This window comes from Streptomyces sp. NPDC047917 (assembly GCF_043204345.1).
GTDB lineage: Bacteria > Actinomycetota > Actinomycetes > Streptomycetales > Streptomycetaceae > Streptomyces > Streptomyces sanglieri.
Map to the genome: position 1 here is coordinate 96,762 of NZ_JBIDCA010000016.1, position 18,502 is coordinate 115,263.

The following is an 18,502-nucleotide window of genomic DNA, read 5'->3' on the forward strand; positions in this document are numbered from 1 at the left end:
TGGACGGGCCCACGCGGCGAGCGCCGAACCGCGGCCCACACAGGCGGTCATGGCGAACGCGACCAGGGCGAGCACCCGGGCGCGCCGTACGAACGGGGCATATGCGGTGTGTACCACCTGCTCCGGCGGCCGGCCCGGACGTTGGTCCACGCTTCCGTGCCTGCGTACGCGCCTGCGTCCGCCCGTTCGTGCGCCGCTCCGCGTATGCGCGCATACGGTCCGGCGGCCTCCGCCGGACCGTCCACGGTCGCGAGCCGCGCCTCGGCCCACCCGCAGCGATCCACCGGGGGCGGTGCCACCATCAGCCGCGCGCCGGGGTCAGTGTCCGTCGAGGTGCACCGTCGCCACGACGTTCGCATCGCCCAGCCACGCCGTGGTCGCGTTGGCGAATCGCACCGCGCGGCCACGTTCCGGGAGGGCCGGGTCGGGCAGCGCGACGGCGATGTGGTGGCGGCCGCGTGCGCCGGCCGGTACGGGCAGCACACCGCTGAACGTCGTGGTTCCGGGCGCGCCGTGGTGGTCGTCCGTCTCCGCCCGCCCCTGCGGCAGCCGGTTCCGCCAGTCCGCGGCGACCGGGACCGACGCGACCGGCCGCGCCGTGCCGTCCAGCAGGAGCAGTTGCACCGGGCGGGGCTCCTTGGGCGCCGCGAAGCCGCGGTTCACCACGTCGACCTCGACCGGGATCTGCCCGCGGAGGACGGCGTGACGCACCGCGCGCGTCTCGATGCGGTAGCCGAGGTGGTCGCGGACGTACTCGAAGGCGGCCCGCTCGACCGAGGCGCCCGCGGCGTCGTGGAAGTACCCGTCGGAAACGGGCAGCAGGGCGTCCTGGACCTGTTGTCCGGTGAGGAGATCCCGCTTCCACGCGGGCAGGGTGACGGTGGCGTTGTGCGCGATCGACAGGGTGTCCCAGCGCAGTGTCTGCAGCCGTCGGGCGGTGTCCAGACCGGGGATCACGCTGTTCCACGCGTACGGGTCGGTGCTCTGCCCCTCGTCCCAGGGCATCTCGCCGTCCATGGCGCGGGTGGGTGACACGTCGAGGTAGGCCGGCCAGCCGGCGTTGGACGGGACGTAGTAGTCCCACAGTCCCCCGCCGAGCGTGATGTAGTCGTTGTGGAAGCCGATCCGGTCGAGGATCGAGTGGTTCGTGACCATGTCCCGCTTGGCCGCGTGGCGCATCTGCGTATGCATCCCCGGAGGGAGGGCCCGCACGAGCGATGTCATGATCGCCGTGACGGCGTCGGGATACGACTCGTGCCGGTAGTGGCTGGTTGCCCACTCACCCCAGGCGCCGAGGAATCCCGCCTGCCATACGGCGATCACGTCGCTGTTGCGCGCCACGACCGGTGCGAGCTGGGCGATGTGGCGCTGGATGTGCTGGACGGTGTAGCGCCGCTCGGCGCGCACGCCGTCGTCGTACGCGAACCGCAGCACCGCCTGGTAGCCCTTGGCACGCAGCCCCGCGAAGACCCTCTCGATGTTGTCGAGGGCGCGCTGCGGAAGTTCGGTGGTGGCGAAGTCCCAGAGATAGAAGTAGAGCTGGGTGAGGTCAGCTCCCGGCCCGTACTCGGCCTCCAGGGCCGTCAGCCGCTGTGCGGCGTCGGTGGGTTGATCCTGCTCATCCGCCCAGGGGCTGCTCAGGTCGACAGCGTTGTACGACATCTCGTAGCGGTACCCGCGGCGGGGGTTGACCAGCGGATCGCGGCCGTTCACGTCGTCGGGCCGGATTCCACGATGCTGTGTCACCTCCCAGCCCTCCCGGCCCATGGCCCGGGAGGCGGGCACCGCCCAGGGGAGGGCCGCACCGGTGGCTGCGGCGGCGAGCAGATGGCTGCGCGTGGTCAAAGCGGCTCCCCTGGACAGCTGTTGTGGAACCGAGTGTGTTGTGGGAGCTGCCTGCCTTGCCATGGACGGAACGCGTGGGCGGGTGGACTCTTGTGGCCCTCGGGCCCCTGGCCCGACAGCACGACCACCCCTCGCCCGGCAGCACAACGACCCCCGGCCCGACAGCACCCCCTCCCCGGTCCGGGAGTACGCCGTCGCCCGCCAGCGGTACGCAGAGCACGCCGTCGCCCGCCGGTATCGGGCGGAGCCCCACGGTCACGTCTCCCCGTACCGGTTCCCGCGGCAGCCCGAGCGCCTCCACGACCGCGCTCAGGGACTCACGCACCCTCGCCCGGGTCGCCGTCTCCGGCTCGCCGGGGACCACGTCCTCGGCTCCGACGAAGCCGTGCCGGGCGGAGGTCCGGATCTCGAAGTCCGGCGTGAACACCGCCCGGTCCAGGCGGAGTTCCGGCGCGGAGAAGGCGACGCGCGCGGCCGGGCCCGGTGACACGGACGGAACGTCGAGCGCTGCGAGCGGGTTCCGCTTGTGCCGGGGACCCTCAGTTGCGTCCGCCGCGCTGCCAGCGCCGGGCCGTGAGGGGCGTGGGGCCGCCGGCGAGCCGGTGCGCCAACGGCTGGAGCAGGCTCCGCGCCTCGTCCGGGAGCGCCCGCACGGCCGCGACCACGCCCGTCGTGCTCTCCTGGTCGTCGTCGACCAGGACGGCCACGAAGCTCAGCCGTCCGTCCGGCTCCGCGCCCGGCAACCACTGCTCGGCGTCGCCCGGGGTGCGGGGACGCGCAGGCCACTGGGCGGTGACGAGCGTGTACGGGGCATCCGCCACCGGCTCGTGGCGCAGCACCACCACCCGGTCGGCCGTGAACTCCTGGTAGAGGCCGGCCCTCCAGAACGGCTCCTCGGTCGCGAACCGCTCCGCGGCGGCGCGGTCGGCGAGGTCGACGACGTGCACGCTGCCCGTGTGGTCCTCGCCGTCGTCGGACAGGGTGGGGCCGCGGAGTATCAGCCTTCCGTCGAACCGGTCCATGTAGGACCAGTGTTCCTCGGAGAACTCCAGCAGCTGGTCGGCGACCCCGGGCTTGTCTTGCGCGTGAACGTAGAACGGCATGTTGAGACGGTACCCGAGCGCTCGGGACGGCTACCGGCGGCCGTCCTGCCGCCGTCCGTCCTCGTCGTGGCGTCGGCCGGCGCTCCGACGGGCGGTGCCGATGGCCGAGCCCGCCCGGGCGGGTCCGGGCGGGTCCGGGCGGGTCCGGGCGGGTCCGGGCGGGTCCGGGCGGGTCCGGGCGGGTCCGGACGGGTCCGGACGGGTCCGGACGGGCTGGTGACCACCGCCCGGAAGCCGGGCTCCGTCAGGGTCCGGGCGCTCGCGGAGATCGCCCGCCGCACCGATGCGGCCGCCGCTGGGGAACGCCTCCCCGCGGCCCCCGGGTCCCGGCAGTGGGCGGCCGCGCGCCGCTCATGGCTTCCTGGCCTCGGTCCGGGGCAGCCGGGTGGCCCCGGCGGCGGCGACCAGACAGAAGGCGAGCACCCACCAGAAGGTGTCGCCGAACGCCGCGGAGATGTCCGGGCCGCGGGCGGACAGCCGGTTCTGGAGGACCACGGCGAGGGCGGCGGTGCCGACCGAACCGCCCACCGTGTTGAGCAGGTTGAGCGCTCCGGAGGCACGCGGGAGCTGCGCGGGCTCGATGCGGCTGTAGACGATGTTCATCACGGGCGCGCCGACCATCGCCATCCCGAAGCCACGCACCACCAGCGCCGAGACGATCACCGCGTCCGGGAGCCCGTGGCCGAGCTGGGTGAACGGCACCGTTCCGGCGAGGATCAGCACGATGCCGGTGACGACCAGGCTTCTCGGCGCGACCTTGTCGATGGTCCGGTTGACCAGTACCGAGCCGGCCGCCGCGCCCAGCCCCTGGGGGGCGAGCAGCAGCCCGGCCTGCCATGCCGACATTCCGCGGCCGGTCTGGAAGTACAGCGGCAGCAGGAACGTGGTGCCGAAGACCGACGCGCCCAGCACGAGCAGGGCGACGGCGGCTGCTCCGAAGGGCGGCCGGGCGAACAGCCGGGGGTCGACCAGCGGTGTGCCGCGGGTCCGCAGCCCGTGCACGGTGAATCCGGCCAGCATCGCCAGCCCCGCCGACACACCGATCACGGCCGGTACGGTGCGGTGGTGGGCGACCTCGGTCAGCCCGAACACCAGCACGGCCAGGCCGGGCGAGAGCAGCAGGGCGCCGCGCAGATCGAACGCCGCCCGCCGCGTCGACGGCTCCACCGCGGGCACGTGGCGGCGGGCGAGCAGGGCCGCGACCACCCCGATCGGCAGATTGACCAGGAACAGCCAGGGCCAGGACGCCACGCCGAGGATCGAGCCGCCGACGAGTGGGCCGAACACCGGTGACAGCAGCGGGACGACCGCGACGACGCTGATCACCCGCCCGGTGCGGGTGGGGCCCGCGACGCGGGCCAGCAGTGCCTGCCCGGTCGCCGGCAGCAGCCCGCCGCCGAGGCCCTGGATCACCCGGAACACGACCAGGCTGGTCACCGACCAGGCCGTCGCGCACAGCACCGAGCCGAGCAGGAACACCCCCACGGCGGCGAGCCAGGTCCGCCGGCCGCCGAACCGGTCGGCCAGCCAGCCGGACGCGGGCACGGCGGCGACGACGGCCAGCAGGTACGCGGTGGTCACCCACTGGATCCCGGCGACGGAGGCGTCGAACTCCTCGCTCAGGCTGTCGATGCCGACGCTGACGATCGTGGCGTCCAGCGTCGCCATGAAGGTGCCGAGCACCAGGATGAACGCGATCCGCAGCAGCTGCCGGTCCACCTGCCCGTCCGGCGGCGCGCCGGTCCCGCCCTTCGGCGCGGTGTTCGCGCTCATCGGTTCTCCAGGAGGTCGAGCACGTCCTCGTCCAGGTGCTTGTCCAGGGCACGGAGCAGGCCGAGCAGCTCCTCGGCGAGCCCGTCGGCGGCCGCTGGGGCCCGGTGGGCGAGCACACCGGTCCAGCCGTCGCCGTCCGGCATGACGGTCAGGGTCACCGGGTGGTGGGTGGCCTCGCGGAAACGGGTCGCGAGGACCGTGAGCCCGGGGGCGGGTTCACGGAGGCGGTCCGGGTCGACCGGGTAGTTCTCGAACACCACCAGGCTGTCGAAGAGCCGGCGGCGCCCGGTCAGCCGTTCCAGGTCGGACAGGGCCACGTGGTGGTGCTCGACCAGTGACCGCTGCCGGGACTGCAGCTCGGCGAGCGTCTCGGCGAGTGTGCCGTCGAGCCGTGCCCGTACCGGCACGGTGTTGGCCAGCAGCCCGATGATCTCCTCCACACCTTCCAGCTCGGGGGGACGGCAGGAGACCATGGCTCCGAAGCAGACGTCCGCGTGGCCGGACCGCCGTGCGAGCAGCACGGCCCAGGCGCCCTGCACCAGGGTGTTGCGGGTCAGACCGCGCCGGGCGGCGAGGCCGGTGAGCTCGGCCACCAGTGCCGCGTCGAACTCGATGACCTCGGGTTCCTGCCAGGCCGGTCCGGGTTCGCCGCTGCCCAGGTAGTCGCCCTCGGGCAGACCGTCCAGTTCGGCCGCCCAGGCGCCGAGGTCGGGCTCGTGGTCGGCGCACCAGTCCAGGTAGCCGGCGAACGGCACGGGGGCGGGCAGGCCATGGGCCTCACCGCTGACCCTCGCCGTGTAGAGCGCGAACAGTTCGGTGAGGATGCGCGGGGCCGACCAGCCGTCGGAGAGCACATGATGGCTGGTCAGGACCAGGTCGGCGCGCTCGGGTCCGCGCCGGATCACGGTCAGCCGCAGCAGCGGGCCCCCGGCGAGGTCGAAGGGTTCGGCGAGGTCGGCGGCCAGCGCCTCGTCGGCCGCCCCGTCGACCACTCGGAACTCCGGTCGCGGCGAGGCGGGGATCACGGCCAGGCCCGCCGGGAAGACGGCACCCAGGTTCGGGTGACGGTCCAGCAGGTCGGCGCCCGCGGCACGCAGGGCGTCGGTGTCGAGCGGGCCGGCGAGGGTGAACGCCGACTGCACGGTGTACGGGTCGGGGCGCTCGGTGCGCGAGTGCCGCAGCATCACCTCCTGCAACGGGGTGAGCGGCTGTACGTCGGCGATCGGGCGGTCGTGGTCGAGTGCCCCGATCTCCGGTGCGGCGGCGACCCGCAGCAGCGCGGCCCGCAGCTTCTCGGCCAGGTCCTCGGCCTCGGCGGCGGTGAACAGCGCGGACGGCCAGGTGATCCGGACCCCGAGCAGCTCGTCACGTACCAGGGCGTTGACCATCAGGCCGTACGGCAGGGGCATCGCGTCGGAGCCGCCCGAGCCGAGCGGGTCGGAGTCCGGGGGCGACTGCCAGGGCGTCTCCCGGTCCGGGGCGCCGGGGTAGCGGCCGAGGTAGTTCCAGGCGATCTCGGGTGCCACCGGGTCCAGGAGCCCCGCCGAGGTGAGGATGCCGTGGCCGAGGCCGTCGCCCTGTGCGCGCAGCCGGTCCGCGACCGTCCGGACGTCGTCGTCCGCGTCGAGCCGGACGGGGTGTACGGCGGTGAACCAGCCGACGGTCTGGGACAGGTCGACCTGGCGCGGGCGGCCGTGGCTCTCCAGCGCGACCAGCACCTCGGAGGTCCCGCGCCAGTCCCGTACCGCCCCGGCGAGTGCCGTCAGCAGTACGGCGTCGGGTGTGGTGCGGTACGCGGCCGGCAGGGTCGTGACCAGGGCGCGGGTCGCGTCGGCGTCGAGCCGGATCTCGTGGTGCTTGGCGGTGGCCACGGTGTCCCGGGCCGGGTCCAGGGGGCGGGCGGCCGGTGCCGGGGCGGTGTTCATCCGCCGCCAGTGCGGCAGTTCGGCCCGCCGGTCGGCATCGCGCAGCGAACGCGCCCAGCCGAGGAAGGACTGCCCGTGCCGGGTCAGTGAGCCACCGCTGTACGCGTGCTCCAGGTCGTCCAGCAGGACGCGCCAGGACACACCGTCGACGATCAGGTGGTGGGCGATCAGGACGAGCCGGCCCGGCCGGGCCGGTCCGGCGTCCACCCACACCGCGCGCAGCAGCGGACCGGTGCGCGGGTCCATCGCGTCCTGGGCGTCGGCGATCGCGGCGTCCACCGGGCCCCGCAGGTCGTCCGAGGCCCGTACGCACGTCAGTACCCCGGCGCCGGTCACCGCACCGGCCGGCGGGATGCGCAGCACGTCGCCGGCCAGGTGGGCCCGCAGTACGTCGTGCCGGGCGAGCAGCGCGTCGAGCGTCGCCTGCCAGGTGGTTTCGTCGCCGCCCGGCGGGACGCAGATCTCCACCCACTGGCAGAAGCCGTCCGCGGCGGCCCCCGCCCGGCGCAGCAGGTCCCGCATGACCGGGGTCAGCGGCGCGTCCCCGACGGCCGGTGCCTCGCCGGCGTCGAGGGTGCGGGCCCGTGCCGCGATCCCGGCGACGGTCGCTCCCTCGAACACGTCCCGCGCGCTCAGGCCGAGCCCTCGGCGCCGGGCCCGGGACACCACCTGCAGCGACACGATGCTGTCCCCGCCGATGGCGAAGAAGTCGTCGTCGGGGCCGATCGCGTCGGTGCCCAGGACGTCCCGGAAGACATCGAGCAGCAGCGCCTCGGCCCCGGTGGCGGGTTCGCGCCGCGCGGCGGCGACGGTCTCGGGGGCCGGCAGTGCGGCGGAGTCGAGCTTGCCGCTGGGGCTGAGCGGCAGCCGGTCGATCGGCACGAGCGCCGTGGGCACCATGTGGTCGGGCAGTTCGCCGGCCAGGTACTCGCGCAGTCGTGCGGTGTCCGGGCGGGCGCCGTCGGTGGGGATGACGTAGCCGACGAGCCTGCCCTCCCGCATGATCACGGCGCAGGCGCGCACCTCGGGGTGGCCGGTCAGAGCGGACTCGATCTCGCCCAGCTCGACCCGGAAGCCGCGGACCTTGACCTGGTGGTCGGCGCGGCCGAGGAAGACCAGTTGTCCGTCCGGACGCCACCGCACCAGGTCGCCGGTGCGGTACATCCGCTCGCCCGGCGGGCCGAACGGGTCGGCCACGAACGCGGCGGCGGTCAGGCCGGGGCGGCCGAGGTAGCCGCGGGCCAGGCTCGGCCCGGCGAGGTACAGCTCACCGGTGACGCCGACGCCGGCCGGCTGGAGCCCGCCGTCGAGGACGTAGGCGCGGACGTTGGGGTCGGGGCGGCCGATCGGCAGCGGTCCCTCGTCGTCCGGGTCGTAGTGCCAGGTCGTGGAGTTGATGGTGACTTCGGTCGGCCCATAGGCGTTGAAGAGCGCCCTGCGGCCCGCGCCCCAGCGCCGTGCCAGCTCGGGGTCGAGCCGTTCGGCGCCGACGACGAAGAACACATCGGGATCGACGGTGCGGTCGTCGGGCATCGCGGCCAGGAACGACGGGAGCAGGTTCACCCCGGTCACCCGGTGCTCGACGATGTAGTCGAGCAGTTCGTCGCCGGGCACGCGCACCTCCTCGGGCGCGATCACGGACGTGCCGCCGGAGAGCAGCGGCACCATGGTCTGCCAGAACGCGACGTCGAAGCCGGTCGACGCGAAGTGCAGGTACCGGTCGTGCTCGGTGACCCCGACGACCTCCTCCTGGAGCGCGATCAGGTCGGGCACGCCTCGGTGGGTGACGCCGACTCCCTTGGGGCGCCCGGTGGTTCCGGAGGTGTAGATGACGTAGGCGAGGGCGTCCTCGGTGAGTCGCCGGCGTGCCCCGGCCGGGTCGGTGTCCGGTACGGACGCGAGGGTGGCCGGGTCGTCGAGGCGCAGGACCGGGAGGTCGCGCTCGACGGGCAGTTCGGCACCGGTCGACACGACTGCGGCCGGCGCGATGTCGTCGAACATGTACGCGAGGCGCTCCTGCGGGTAGCTCGCGTCCATCGGCACGTACACCGCACCCGCCCTGGCGACGCCGAACAGGGCCACGGTCATCTCGATGTCGCGGCCGAGCAGGACCGCGACCGGGTCCTGGGGCCGTACCCCGCGCGCGATCAGCGCATGGGCGAGGCGGTTGGCCTCGCGGTCCAACTCCGCGTAGCTCAGGCTGCGTTCACGGCAGACCAGGGCCTCGGCGTCGGGCCTGCGGGCCACCTGGGCGGCGAACTCGTCGAGCCAGTGGCCGCGGTTCCTGGCGGGGACGGCGGCGGTGCCGGTACGCAGCATCCGGGCCCGCTCGTCGGGGTCCAGGGCGGACAGCCGGAGCACGGGCCGTGCCGGGTCGTCGGCGATCTCCCGCAGCAGGTTGTGCAGCCAGCGGCCGTAGTCGCGCACGGTCTGCGCCGTGAAGGCGCTCGGCTGGTAGCCGAGGCCGATGGTGATCTCCTCGTCCGGGATCACGATGACGGTCAGGGCGTAGTGCGTGGCATCGGTGATGTCCACTCCGGCCAGGTCGAGCCCGGGGGCGAGCGGGGTGCGCTTCCGGCTGGAGAGCGGGAAGTTCTCCATGACCAGCATCGTGTCGAACAGCTCGCCGATGCCGGCCGCCCGCTGGATCTCGGGCAGGCCGACGTGGTGGTGCTCGGCCAGTACGACGCTCTCGGCGTGCACCTGTGCCATGAGGTCCAGCGCGGTCGCGTCCTGGGTGTGCCGTACCCGCACCGGGATGGTGGTGCCGAGCTGTCCGATCATCGACTCCACGCCGTCGACCTCGGCGGGCCGCCCGGACACCGGGCAGCCGAACACCACGTCGCGGCGGCCGGTGAGCCTGCCCAGCAGCAGGCCCCAGGCGGTCTGGAGCACCGTGGTCAGGGTGACGCCGTGTTCGCGGGCGAACGTGCGCAGCCGGTCGCTGAACTCGCGGCCCAGACCGACGGTCTCGCGAGCGGGGCGCTCGACGGCGGTGCCGGTGCTCGCGGGTGCCAGCCGGGTCGCGCCGTCGACGCCGGCCAGCGCGTCCCGCCAGGCGGTGAGCGACGCCTCCCGGTCCCGGCCCGCCAGCCACCGGAAGTACTCCGACAGCGGTGGGGCGGTGGGTGCGACGGGGCCGCCGCCCAGTTCGGCGTAGACGGCGAGCAGGGTGCGGCCGACCAGCGGCATCGACCAGCCGTCGAGCAGGGCGTGGTGGTTGGTGATCACCAGCTTGTGCTCGGCGGGACCGACCCGGGAGAGCAGGAAGCGGATCAGCGGCGGCCGGGCCGGGTCGAACGGGCGCTCCAGATCGGCACGGGCCGCTTCGGGGAACCGGTCGTCCACCCGCCAGTCCAGGGCGACTTCGGCGGGGATCACCTGCACCACGGTGTCCCCGGCGGTACCCAGGTAGACCCGCAGGGCGGGGTGGCGGCGCAGCAGTTCGCGTGCGGCCTCGGCCATCCGGTCCGGTTCCAGTGCGCCGACCAGGGTGGTCACGGCCTGGACCACGTAGACGTCGGTGTCGTGGTCGTCGCGGACCAGGGTGTGGAAGGACAGGCCGACCTGAAGGGGTGTGGCGGGCAGTACGTCGGCGATCCGGCCGGTGCGTTCGAGGGTGTCGATGGCGGCCTGGTCGAGTCCGGCCAGCGGGAGGTCCGAGGGGGTGAGACCGCCCTCGGTGTGGAGCGCGTGCGCGGCGAGCGCGTCCAGCGCCGCGGCCCAGGACTGCTGGAGGGCCGAGACGGCTTCGGTGCCGAGCACGCCGGTCGCGGCGGTCCACTCGACGGCGAGCCGGGGCGCGCCCTCCTCGTGGACGAAGCAGTTGAGGGCCAGCACCTGTTCCAGGGCCTTGGCGCCTGGCTCGATCACCGAGAAGGCGTCCTGTTCCGGCAGGCGCCATCCCGTTCTGGGCAGCGGGGCGAACCGGCCCAGGTAGTTGAGCAGCACGTCCGGCGGCGGGGTCGCGGCGAGTTCGCGGCCGGCCTCCGGATCGAGGTGGCGCAGCACGCCGTAGCCGACACCGCCGTCGGGTACGGCGCGCCGGGCCTCCTTGGCGGCCCGCAGCGTCCGCCCGGCGTCGTCAAAGGCGGGCACGCGCACCGGGTACTCGCTGGTGAACCAGCCGACGGTACGGCCCAGATCGAGGTGTTCACGGCCGTGTCCCTCCATCGACACGGTCACCGCTTCGTCGCGCAGGCCCCAGCCGCGCAGGGCCAGCACCAGCGCGGCCAGCAGTACCTCGTCGACCCCGGCGCGGTACGCCGTGGGCAGGGTGGTCAGCAGCGCCTCGGTGGCCTCGGCCGATGCCACGGTGACCGAGCGGTGGGCGGTCGACACCTTGTCGCGCGCCGGGTCCAGCGGCCGGGCGCCCAACCGGGTCGCGGAGGCGAGCGCGGTTTGCCAGTGGTCGAGTTCGCCGCGCCGTGCGCCGGAATCCCCCTGGCCGGCGAGGAGTACGGCGTGCCGCCGCCAGGACGCCCCGACGGGTTCGAGCGTGCCGCCGGTGCAGGCGGTGTGCAGGTCGGGCAGCAGGACGCGCCAGGACACGCCGTCCATGGCGAGGTGGTGCACGACGACGACCAGCCGGTCGGGGGTGCCGTCGCCGGTGCGGAGCAGGGCCGTGCGCAGCAGGTCGCCGGAGCGCGGGTCGAGTCCGCCCGCCAGCCGCCGGGCCAGGGCGGTCACGTCCTCGCCGCGCACCTCCTCGACGACGGCCCGCACCAGGCCGCGGGGCAGTACGTCCAGGCCGTCGCCGGCCCGCAGCCGCAGCGCGTCGTGGTGGTCGAGCACGGCCTGTACGCCGGTGACCAGTTCGTCGTGGCCGAGTCCGTCGACGTGCAGGGCGGTCCACTGCGCGTATCCGGCGACGACGTCCACGTCGGGGTGCGGGTCGAGCAGTGCGCGCACGATCGGCGGGGCGGGCACCGGTCCGGCCGGTTCGTCCACCGGTTCGGGTGCCTGTGCCAGCAGCTCGGCGGAGGCTGCCAGGGCCGCGAAGCTGCGGCGCGCCAGGAGGTCCCGGGGCCGCAGTCCGAGGCCCGCCGCCCGCAGTCTGCTGCTGACGGTGATGGCGGTGATGCTGTCCCCGCCGAGCGCGTAGAAGTCGTCGTCCGCGCCGACCCGTTCGACGTCGAGCGCCGCCGCGAGGACCGCGCACAGCAGCCGCTCCCGCTCGGTGCTGGGCTCCCTGCCACCGCTGTGCAGCGCGGGCGCGGGCAGGGCGGCGCGATCGAGCTTGCCGTTGGGCGTGACCGGCAGCCGGTCCAGCACCACGACCGCCGCGGGCACCATGTGTTCGGGCAGTCGCCCGGCCAGGTGGGCGCGTGCCTCGTCGCCGGTGACCGAGGCGGACACGACGTAACCGATCAGCCGGGAGGACCGCACCGCGGCGGCCGCCGCGGTGACCCCGGGCACGGCGGCGAGCGCCGTCTCCACCTCGCCGGTCTCCACCCGGTGGCCGCGGATCTTGATCTGTCCGTCGCCCCGGCCCAGGTACTCCAGGCCCCGGCCGGGCACCCAGCGGGCCAGGTCGCCGGTGCGGTACATCCGCTCGCCGGGCGCGCCGAACGGGTCGGCGACGAAGCGCTCCGCGGTCGCTCCGGGCCTGCCGAGGTAGCCGCGGGCCAAGTGCGGTCCGGCCAGGTACAGTTCGCCGGCCGTGCCGTGCGGCACCGGTTGCAGCGCGTTGTCCAGCAGGTGGATCCGGGTGCCGGCGAGCGGGTGGCCGATGGTCGGCTCGTCGCCCTCGATCCGTGCGGTGGTGCTGTCCACGGTCGCCTCGGTCGGCCCGTAGATGTTGCGCGCGGTGATCCCCGATCCGGCGACCCGCCGCCACAGCGCGGGCGGGGTGGCTTCGCCGCCCAGGACCAGCAGGGTGGGCCGCAGCTCCAGCAGGCCGCCGTCGATCAGTGGCGAGGCCATCGACGGTGTGGTGTCCACGATGTCGATGCCGTCGCGGGCGTACGCGGCGAGCAGGGCGTCGGCGTCGCGGGCGGTCTCGGTGTCGTAGACGTGCAGTTCGTGTCCGCACAGCAGCCACAACAGGTGGTCGAAGGCGGAGTCGAAGGCGAAGGAGTAGGTGTGTGCGGCGCGCAGCCGCCTGCCCGCTGCCCGCTCGGCCTCCGCGACGACGGTGGACCGCTGGTGGTGCAGCAGCGCGGCCAGGCCGCCGACCCGGCCGAGTACGCCCTTGGGGCGGCCGGTCGATCCGGAGGTGTGGATGACGTAGGCGAGGTGCTCGGGGTGGCGGGGTGCGGCCAGTTCACCGGTGGTCAGGGGTTCACCGGACAGCTCGGCGGCCTCGTCGAGCAGGGTGGTCCAGGGCAGCCCGTCGACCGCGCCGGCGGTCAGTACGAGCGCGGGGCGGGTGTCGTCGATCAGCTCGCGCAGCCGCTCGGGCGGGTACGCGGCGTCCAGTGGCAGGAACGCGGCGCCCGCGTCCAGCACGGCCAGCAGGGCGATCACCGAGTCGACGGAGCGCGGCAGCGCCAGCGCCACGACGTCGTCGGCGCCGATCCCGCGCGCCCGCAGGGCGCGGGCAGACCGGTGCACCCGGTCCGCCAGTCCGGCGGCGGACAGCCGGTCCTCGCCGCAGACCAGGGCGGTGTGCCCGGGGCCGGCGGCGGCCATCGCGTCGAAGGCGGCCGGCACGTCGACCGGGGTGCCGGGCAGCGCGGGCGGGCGCCAGTCGGCGAGCAGCCGCTCCACGTCGTCGGTCAGGGCGATCCGCCCGATGGGCAGGCCGTCGGTCAGTCCGGACAGCAGTGCCCGCAGCCCGGAGAGCAGGTGGTCGACGGCGGCCTGGTCCTTGGACCGGGCGTCGACCTCGAAGCCGAGCAGCAGTCCGCCGTCACGGGTCGGCAGGACGCTGAGGCCCATGTCCTCCGGCGGGCCGCCGGCGACGTTGCGCATCACGCCGCCGGCTCCGGCGAAGTCGAGGGCCAGATCGAACGCCTTGAGGTTGATCCCGCGCCCGTGCAGCAGCGCGCCCGCGCCGGGTGCCGCGAGGTCCCTGGGCAGGTCCTCGCCCCGGTAGCGCTGGTGGTCGCGCATCTCGTGCATGGCGGTGGCGACCCGCCGGCTCAGCTCCACGAGGTCGTCCCCGGCGCGCACGGTCACCCGCAGCGGCAGCACGTTGACCGCCATGGCGGGGGTGCGCAGTCCGGTCGAGCCGGCCCGGCACATCAGCGGCAGTGCGAACACCACATCGGTGCGGCCCAGCATGCGGTGCAGGAAGGCGGCGTAGCCGGCGATCAGCGCCTCGCCCCAGGTGACACCGATCCGGTCGGCGAAGGCGCGCAGCCGGGCCGTCTCCTCGGGGGTGACGACGGCGCGGGCGGTCAGGGTGCGGTCCGGCGATGAGGCGGCGGCGGTGGGGTCGGCGAGGTCGGGCAGCGGGGTGAACCGCTCGACCCAGTACGCGCGGTCCTCGGCGCACCGGTCGCTGTCCCGGTAGGCCCGGTCGGCTGCGACGAGGTCGGCGAACCGGCCGAAGGCCGACCGCGGCGGTTCGGTGCCGGACACCAGTGCGGTGTAGCGGGCGGCGGTGCGGCGGGCGAGCATCGAGGCGGTGTAGCCGTCGAAGACCAGGTGGTGGCCGAGCTGGGTGTACCAGACCTCGTGGTCGGACAGTTTGATGACGGTGCGTGCGTACAGCGCCCGGTCGACCATCCCCCGGCAGGCCTCGGCGGCCCGTTCGCGCTCGGCCTCGACGAGTGCCTGGGCCGCGGCGGTGGGATCGGCCGCGCCGCTGACGTCGACCACCTCGGGCAGCCGGACCGGCTCCTCGCTCACCGCCTGGCGCGGCCCGTCCGGGGTGTCGTACACCCGCAGCCGCAGGGTCTCGGCCTCTTCGGTGGTCGCCCGGACCGCCTCCGCCAGCGCGTCCGCGTCGACCGGCTCGCTGCCGGATATCTCCACCACGTCGCCGACCAGGTAGTACGGCGAGTCGGGTTCGAGGCGCTGCGCGTTCCAGATGCCCGACTGGGCGCCGGTCAGGGTGAGCAGGCCGTCCGAGGAGGCGCTTGCGGTGCTCAACTTACTCTCCTAGCAGTGTGGGAACGACCATCGGTGTGCCGGTCACCGGGTCGGGGACGATGACGCTCGGCAGGTCGAACACGTCCTTGATCAGCGCGGCGTCCACGACGTCCCCGGGGTCGCCCTCGGCGACCACGCGGCCGTCCTTCATCGCGATCAGGTGATCGGCGAACCGGCAGGCCTGGTTGATGTCGTGCAGGACGGCGACCACCGTGCGGCCCTGGTCGCGCAGCCTGGCCAGCAGGCCGAGCAGTTGGTACTGGTGGGTGATGTCGAGGAAGGAAGTCGGTTCGTCGAGCAGCAGGTGGGGCGTCTGCTGGGCGAGCACCATGGCCATCCACACCCGCTGGCGCTGTCCGCCGGACAGCTCCTGCACGGGACGGTCGGCCAGGTCGCCGACGCCGGCGGCGGCCATCGCCCCGTCGACGGCCTCCTCGTCCGTTGGCGACCACAGGGCCAGCATCGACTGGTGCGGGAACCGTCCCCGGCCCACGAGTTGCCGGACCTTGATGTCGTCGGGTGCCAGCGGGTCCTGCGGCAGGAAGCCGAGCTGTTTGGCCAGTGCCTTGGTGGCGTAGCGGCCGACCTCCCGGCCGTCGAACTCCACCTGCCCGGAGTCCGGCCGCAGCAGCCGGACCAGTGCGCTCAACAGGGTCGACTTCCCACAGGCGTTGGGCCCGACGATGGCGGTGAACGCGCCGTCGGGGATGTCGATGCTCAACCGGGTGGACACGACCCGGTCTCCGTAGCGCAGGGTTATTTCCCGCGCCGTCAGGCGTGCGGTCATGCGCGCCTCACCTCCTTGGTCAGCAGCCAGATCAGGTAGCAGCCGCCGATCGCGGTGCTCACCACTCCGACGGGCAGCGCGACGGGCGCCAGCAGCATCTGGGCGATCAGGTCGGCGCCCATGAGCAGTACGGCCCCGGTCAGGGCGGCCGGGAGCAGCGGCACTCCGGCGGCGCCCGCGAGCCTGCGGCCGATCTGGGGTGCGGCCAGGGCGATGAACGCGATCGGGCCGGCCACCGCGGTCACCGTGGCCGTGCAGCCGACGCCGACCAGGACCATCAGCAGCCGCAGCCGGTCGATCCCGACGCCGGTGGTCACCGCGACCGCGTCGCCGAGCGATGCCTGGTGCATGGCGTGTGCCCGCGAGGCCATCAGGGCCAGGAGCACGGCGATCACCGTGAACGGGATCCCGAGGTCGGCCCAGCCCACTCCGTTGAGCGATCCCGCGCTCCAGCCGACGGCGGCGATCGCCACCTCCAGCTCGGCGCGCAGCACGATCCAGGAGTTGATCGCGGTCACCATCGCGTTGAAGGCGATGCCGATGACCACCAACCGGAGCCCGGAGAAGCCGCGTTCGAACGACAGCAGGTAGATGGCGGCCGCGACGGCCAGGCCGCCGAGCACCGATCCCACGGCGAGTTGCGCGGAGGTGCCGGAGAACACGGTGAGGGCGACCAGGGCACCGGTGTAGGCGCCCGCGTCCAGGCCGATGACGTCCGGGCTGCCCATCGGGTTGCGGGTGAGGTTCTGGAAGATCGCTCCGGCCACACCGAGTGCGGCGCCGAAGACCAGCCCGGCCAGCACGCGTGGCAGCCGCCAGTCGCGGATCACCACGGAGTGGTCCGTCCCGGTCAGTGCGGCGAACACCTCGCCGGGGGTGGACCATGACGCCCCGTAGCACAGCCCGAGCAGGCCCAGGCCCAGCATGAGGGGCACGAGCACGGCGGGGAGCAGCACGGTGCGGCGTTCGACCCTCAGCCCGAGTACGGTCACAGCGACCCCGCCCCGTAGCGGCGGACGGCCCAGATCAGCATGGGGCCGCCGAGGAACGCGGTCACGATGGCGACCGGCACCTCACCGGTGGGCAGCAGCACCCGTGAGCCGATGTCGGCGACCAGCAGCAGGATCGGCCCCAGCACCATGGTGTAGAGGATCAGCCATGGCACCGAGCCCGCCGCCGGCCTGCGTGCCAGGTGCGGCACGATCAGTCCGACGAAGAGGATCGGCCCGGCCACCGCCGTCGCCGCCCCGCTGAGCACGGTGATCAGCACCAGTGCGGCGACCCGTACCCGGCCCACGCCCGCGCCCAGTGTGTGTGCCACGTTCTCCCCCAGTGTCAGGGCGTTCAGCGCCCTGCTCAGCAGCAGCGCGCCGAGCAGGGCCACGGCGATGGCGGTCAACGGCAGGGCCAGTGGCGCCTGTTCCCGGCCCGCAAGCGACCCGACCGACCAGAACCGGTAGGCGTCGAAGACGTCCGGGAGCATCAGCCGCATGCCCAGCGCGACGCCGCCCAGCACCGCGGTCAGGGCCACGCCGGTGAGTACCAGGCGCAGCGGTGAGCGCCGGCCGACCGCGGCGACCAGCAGCGCCGCGAGCACGGATCCGACGATGGCGAAGCCCAGTTCGCCCGCCTGACCGGCGGCCAGCCCGAGCGCCGAGCCGACGGTCACGGCGAACCCGGCGCCCGCGGTGACCCCGAGGATGCCGGGCTCCGCCAGCGGGTTGCGGGCCAGCGTCTGGATGAGCGCGCCGGCCACCGCGAGCGCGGCGCCCACCGCTATGGCCAGTACCGCGCGCGGCGCCCGGATGTCGCGCACGATCACCTGGTCGTCGGTGCCCTGGTGGTCGAACAGTGCCCGCAGGACCTCGGCGGGCGGGACGTGGCGGGCCCCGACGCCCATGCTGAGCACGGCGATCGCCGCCAGCAGCAGCAGTCCGCCGACGAGCAGGCCGATCTGTGGCCCGGATCGCCCGGTTCCCGCCGTCCGGGACGCGCGGCCCGCGACGGTCACCGGTTCAGCAGCGGAGCGAGCGACTTGTCGATCGCGTCCAGGGTCTGCATGGCCTCGCCGTAGGTCGCGGCCTCGGTGTAGCGGAACGGGAAGGTCTTCCCGGCCTTGACGGCGGGCAGGTTCTTCCAGAGCTTCGAGTCCAGTACGTACTGGACGGACTTGGGGACGCTGCCGTCGGCGTTGACCGAGTACGTCATGACGTCGGCCTCGCGGAAGGCGGCCGGGAGCTCCTCGATGGAGGGGTACTCGCTGACCGACTGCGAACCGGGGCCGGGCTTCTTGACCTTGCCGTAGTACTTCGCGCCGAGGTCCTCGGCGATGTTGGTGCCCCACGAGCCGTTGAACTCGCGCTGGAAGGTGCCCTTGGCCGCGTCACCGTACGCGCCTACGTGGCCCAGCTTGAGCTCGGGCAGCACGTCCTTGTACTTCTTGGCCAGTTCGGCGGCCTTGGCCTCGTACGTGTCCTTCGCGGCGTCGAACTGCTTGAGCGAGCCCGCCGCGTCGGACTGCTTGCGGGAGAGTTCGCGCCAGGCGGACGGCACGGTCGGGCCGATCGCCACGACCGGGGCGATCGACTCCAGCCGCTTGACGTCGATGTCGCCGAGCACGGGGGCGGGCACACCGATGACGATCAGGTCGGGGTCGGCCTCGGCGACAGCCTCGTAGTTGGTCTCGGCCGCCTGTTCGCCCGCCACCTTGGGGAGCTTCTTGTACTCGGCCAGGTCGTCCTTGGACATCATCGGCTCGCCACGCTTCCACGAGGAGATCCCGACCAGCGGAGCGTCGGCCTCGATGAGCGCGGGCACCGCATAGCCGGTGGCCACCACGCGCTTCGGGGCCTTCGGGATGGTGATCTTGCCGTTGTCCGCGGCGAACACCCTGGTCCCGCCCTTGTCCGAGGAGTCGGAACCGCTCTCCGAGGAGAACCCGCAGCCGGTCAGGATCAGGGCCAGCGAAGCGGCTCCGACCAGGCCGGACGATCTGCGTATGGACATGAAATGCTCCTTGCTACTTAGGT

8 protein-coding genes are annotated in these 18,502 nt (G+C 73.7%); all 8 read right to left on the reverse strand.

Going from position 1 to position 18,502, the window contains the following annotated elements; genetic code table 11:
- Nucleotides 1-318: 318 nt before the first annotated feature.
- The 8 genes from ACGF8B_RS34265 to ACGF8B_RS34300 all read right to left on the reverse strand — a co-directional run bounded on the left by ACGF8B_RS34265 (nt 319) and on the right by ACGF8B_RS34300 (nt 18,479).
- Entirely contained in the window at nt 319-1,845 is a 1,527-nt protein-coding gene (locus ACGF8B_RS34265) for a DUF4874 domain-containing protein (protein WP_392746064.1), read from the reverse strand.
- A gap of 539 nt (nt 1,846-2,384) precedes the next feature.
- Nucleotides 2,385-2,948 (reverse strand): YciI family protein, encoded by a 564-nt coding sequence (locus ACGF8B_RS34270; protein WP_392746066.1) that lies wholly within the window; start codon nt 2,946-2,948, stop codon nt 2,385-2,387.
- 351 nt (nt 2,949-3,299) lie between these two features.
- Complete coding sequence (locus tag ACGF8B_RS34275; RefSeq protein ID WP_392746067.1) at nt 3,300-4,721, reverse strand: MDR family MFS transporter; 1,422 nt, start codon at nt 4,719-4,721, stop codon at nt 3,300-3,302.
- A complete protein-coding gene (locus ACGF8B_RS34280; RefSeq protein ID WP_392746069.1) occupies nt 4,718-14,686 on the reverse strand; it encodes an amino acid adenylation domain-containing protein in 9,969 nt (3,322 codons plus the stop codon). Before ACGF8B_RS34280 ends, ACGF8B_RS34275 begins: the two co-directional genes overlap by 4 nt.
- Before the next feature lies 1 nt (nt 14,687).
- The gene (locus tag ACGF8B_RS34285) at nt 14,688-15,473 is read right to left on the reverse strand and encodes an ABC transporter ATP-binding protein (protein WP_392746071.1); all 786 of its coding nucleotides are present in this window, start codon (nt 15,471-15,473) and stop codon (nt 14,688-14,690) included.
- Nucleotides 15,470-16,399 (reverse strand): iron chelate uptake ABC transporter family permease subunit, encoded by a 930-nt coding sequence (locus ACGF8B_RS34290; RefSeq protein ID WP_342280372.1) that lies wholly within the window; start codon nt 16,397-16,399, stop codon nt 15,470-15,472. Before ACGF8B_RS34290 ends, ACGF8B_RS34285 begins: the two co-directional genes overlap by 4 nt.
- 62 nt (nt 16,400-16,461) lie before the next feature.
- The gene (locus tag ACGF8B_RS34295) at nt 16,462-17,484 is read right to left on the reverse strand and encodes a FecCD family ABC transporter permease (RefSeq protein ID WP_392746072.1); all 1,023 of its coding nucleotides are present in this window, start codon (nt 17,482-17,484) and stop codon (nt 16,462-16,464) included.
- Nucleotides 17,481-18,479, reverse strand: coding sequence for an ABC transporter substrate-binding protein (locus ACGF8B_RS34300; RefSeq protein ID WP_392746074.1), 999 nt, complete (start codon nt 18,477-18,479; stop codon nt 17,481-17,483). Before ACGF8B_RS34300 ends, ACGF8B_RS34295 begins: the two co-directional genes overlap by 4 nt.
- Between the last annotated feature and the right edge of the window lie 23 nt (nt 18,480-18,502).